Raw genomic sequence first — 3,552 nt, 5'->3', positions numbered from 1 at the left:
AATCGTTGATCAGGGTTTGGCGCACCACCAGGCCCAGGTCCTCGGCCAGTTCATAGCGGACCCGGTGCCGCAGAAGAAACGGGTAGCCGTGCTGCGGAAAGACTGCCGCCTCCAGGGTTACGGAGAACTCGTCCTCGTCCACGAGATCGTAGGAGGAGTTCCGCAGCAGACCGTGGCTGGCGTTATTGCGGGAGACCTCGGTGATGTCCAGCTGCAGCTTCTTGCCGTTGAGGTGCCAGACCCCGTCCTCCACCCGGTTGGCCCACGGTGCCAGCGTGATTCCGGTGGCGCCGGGCGCAATGTCGGCATCCCCGTAGGTTTCCGTCAGGGCGGTGTCTCCGCGGCTGTAGAGCCGCAGGCCGGCGGCGAGTTCGGTGACGACTGCCAGGGCGTCGCCGCGCCGGAGCTCGTACTGCCGGCCGGACGCGTACCTGCGCATCGTGTCATTGGCGGCGGATACTGTGCCGGATGCCGGGGGTGTCGCTGAGAGATCCATGGTGACCACCGTACAGCCCGCACCACACAAACAACCCCGCGAACCCGTATACCTTGGACCCATGACTTCCAGCAGCGCAGGAGCCAGGCCATGAATACACCCCTGAACAGCCGCGGGCTCGCCGCCCGGTTTGAGACGGTCTTCGGCGCCCGGCCCGACGGCGTGTGGCAGGCGCCGGGACGGGTCAACCTCATCGGCGAGCACACCGATTACAACGAGGGCTTCGTCCTGCCGTTCGCCATCGACCGGGCGGCCCGGGTTGCCGTCCGGGTCCGGCCGGATTCCACCGTGCGGATGCTCTCCACGTTCGGCAACCAGGGGCTGACCACCGCGGAGACCGGCTCGCTGGCCCGCGCCAGCGCCAAGGGCTGGACAAAATACCCGCTCGGGGTCATCTGGGCCCTGCAGCAGCGGGGCCTCCAGGTTCCCGGTGTGGACCTGCTCCTGGATTCCGAGGTTCCGCGAGGGGCGGGCCTGTCGTCCTCCCACGCCATCGAATGCGCCGTGATTTCGGCGCTGAACGGGCTCATGGACGCCGGCCTCTCCGTGCAGGACATGGTCCTGGCCACCCAGCGGGCGGAGAATGACTTCGTCGGCGCGCCCACCGGCATCATGGACCAGTCCGCCTCGCTCCGGGCCACGGCCGGCCACGCCGTCTTCCTCGACTGCCGGGACCAGAGTGTCCGGCTGGTGCCGTTCGACGCCGACGCCGCCGGACTGGTGCTGCTGGTCATCGACACCCGGGTTTCCCATTCCCACGCCGACGGCGGGTACGCGGCCCGCCGGGAATCGTGCGAACTCGCCGCCGAGGTCCTTGGCGTGCGGGCGCTGCGCGACGTCGGGCTCGAGGACCTCGAGGAGGCCAGCGGGCTTCTGGACCAGGAGACCTTCCGCCGGCTACGGCATGTGGTCACCGAGAACCAGCGCGTGCTGCAGACGGTGGAGCTGCTGGACACCCGGGGCCCGGCCGCCATCGGCCCCGTGCTCGACGCGTCCCATGCCTCGATGCGCGATGACTTCGAGATCTCCTGCGCGGAACTGGACCTTGCCGTGGACACGGCACGGTCGGCCGGCGCGGTCGGCGCCCGCATGACCGGCGGCGGCTTCGGCGGCTCCGCGATCGCCCTGACCCCGGCGGGATCGGCGCAGCAGGTTCGCTCCGCCGTCGAACGTGCCTTCGCCCGGGCCGGGTATGCCGCGCCGGAGATCTTCAGCGTCAGCCCCGCGGCCGGAGCCATGCGGCTGGCCTAGGCGGGGCGTAGTCTGGGCGCATGCCAGAAGCTGTCATCGTTTCTACCGCCCGGAGCCCGATCGGCCGCGCGTTCAAAGGGTCCCTGAAAGACGAACGTCCCGACGATCTCGCCGCGGCCATGATCACAGCGGCCCTCGCCGGGATTCCTGCGTTCGACGCCGCCGCCGGGCCCGGCCGCGGCCTGGACGACATCTATCTGGGGTGCGCCGAGCCAAGCGGTGAGGCCGGCTCCAACATGGCCCGTGTGGTCAGCATCCTGGCCGGGCTGGACAACGTTCCGGCCGCCACCATCAACCGTTTTTGTGCCTCCAGCCTGCAGACGCTCCGGATGGCCTTCCACGCCATCAAGGCCGGCGAAGGCCAGGCGTTCGTGGCCGCCGGGGTGGAGGCGGTGTCGCGCTACCGGGACTGGGCCGGCGCCGGCGAGACCGACGCCAGCACGCACAATCCACGCTTCGAGGCGGCCCGGAAACGCACCGAGGCCCGTGCGGCCGCCAACACGCCGTGGACCGACCCGCGGCTGGGCGGCCGGATGCCGGACGTGTATATCGCCATGGGCCAGACGGCGGAGAACGTCGCCACAAGCTACGGCATCACCCGCGCGGAGCAGGACGCCTGGGCGGTGCTCAGCCAGAACCGGGCCGAGGCGGCCATCGCCTCCGGGTTCTACGCCCGCGAAATCACGCCGTATACGCGCACCGACGGCTCGGTGGTGGACCGCGACGATTCGCCGCGTCCCGGTGTGAGCGCGGAGGCCGTCGGCGCCCTGCAGCCCGTCTTCCGCAGTAGCGGCACTGTGACGGCCGGGAACGCGTGCCCGCTCAATGACGGGGCCGCCGCCGTCGTGGTCATGAGTGACTCGCGCGCCCGCGAACTGGGTCTCGAACCGCTAGCCCGGATCGTCTCCACCGGTGTCAGCGCCCTGTCCCCGGAGTTGATGGGCATGGGGCCGGTGGAGGCGACCCGCCGGGCACTCGCGATCGCCGGGCTGGGCATCGGGGACATCGACCTGGTGGAGCTCAACGAGGCCTTCGCGGTCCAGGTGGTGGCCAGCGCCCGGGAGCTCGGCATCGATCCGGAGAAGCTCAATGTCCACGGCGGCGCCATCGCGCTCGGCCACCCCTTCGGGATGACCGGCGCACGGATGACCACCACGCTGCTCAACGGGCTCCGCGCCCGCGACGCCTCCCTCGGCCTGGCCACGCTGTGCGTCGGCGGCGGCCAGGGCATGGCGGTTGTGTTCGAGCGGCTCAGCTGAGGCGTTGCAGCTGAGCCGCACCAGCAGCCACCAGCTGCCGCATACGCGAGAGGAGCCCCGCCGTTGGGCGGGGCTCCTCTCGGGAAATCAGGGGTATTTCAGGAACGACGCCGGTCAGTCGTCGCCGCGGAGGATGGCCAGGAGTCGGATGATCTCGACGTAGAGCCAGACCAGCGTGACCGTGAGGCCGAAGGCAGCGGTCCAGGAGAAGCGCTGCGGGGCGCCGGCGTTGATGGCCGCCTCGATGGACGTGAAGTCCATGATCAGGGAGAAGGCGGCCAGGCCGATCGCCAGGAAGCCGATGAAGACGCCGAGCGGGATGCCCATGATCTCCACGCTGGTGCTCAGTCCGAACGGCGTGGTCACGGCCCCGGTCATCATCATGACGACGTTGACGAGCGCGAACACCGCATAGCCGATCAGGGCGATCATGAAGAACCGCATGAGCTTGGGCGTCGCCCGGACCTTGCCGCTCTTGAATAGCACCAGCGTCACGGCGAAGACGGACAGCGTCCCGACGACGGCCTTGATGCCGACTCAGGGGAA

The 3,552-nt window shown here is 69.8% G+C and carries 2 protein-coding genes and 2 pseudogenes; 2 read left to right on the top strand and 2 right to left on the bottom strand.

Annotated features, from left to right (window positions below; translation table 11 throughout):
• Nucleotides 1–496, bottom strand: a pseudogene (locus tag LQV45_RS21080) (aldose epimerase); the annotation flags it as partial.
• A gap of 90 nt (nucleotides 497–586) precedes the next feature.
• Here LQV45_RS21080 and galK point away from each other — a divergent pair.
• Together galK and LQV45_RS21070 are read left to right on the top strand one after the other, a co-directional pair.
• On the top strand, nucleotides 587–1,747 hold the full coding sequence (gene galK, locus LQV45_RS21075; RefSeq protein WP_230008682.1) for a galactokinase: 1,161 nt from the start codon (nucleotides 587–589) through the stop codon (nucleotides 1,745–1,747).
• A gap of 20 nt (nucleotides 1,748–1,767) precedes the next feature.
• Nucleotides 1,768–3,006 (top strand): acetyl-CoA C-acetyltransferase, encoded by a 1,239-nt coding sequence (locus LQV45_RS21070; RefSeq protein ID WP_230008681.1) that lies wholly within the window; start codon nucleotides 1,768–1,770, stop codon nucleotides 3,004–3,006.
• A 114-nt stretch (nucleotides 3,007–3,120) separates the two neighbouring features.
• Here LQV45_RS21070 and LQV45_RS21065 read toward each other — a convergent pair.
• Nucleotides 3,121–3,543: pseudogene (locus LQV45_RS21065) on the bottom strand (Bax inhibitor-1/YccA family protein); the annotation flags it as partial.
• Between the last annotated feature and the right edge of the window lie 9 nt (nucleotides 3,544–3,552).

It is taken from the genome of Microbacterium sp. Bi128, from assembly GCF_918698205.1.
The sequence above is the reverse complement of the archived record's forward strand: the minus strand, read 5'-3'. Positions and strand labels throughout refer to the sequence as shown.

Coding starts and splice junctions, on each gene's coding strand:
- galK (WP_230008682.1), top strand. CDS start 587: ATGAATACACCCCTGAACAGCCGCGGGCTCGCCGCCCGGTTTGAGACG.
- LQV45_RS21070 (WP_230008681.1), top strand. CDS start 1,768: ATGCCAGAAGCTGTCATCGTTTCTACCGCCCGGAGCCCGATCGGCCGC.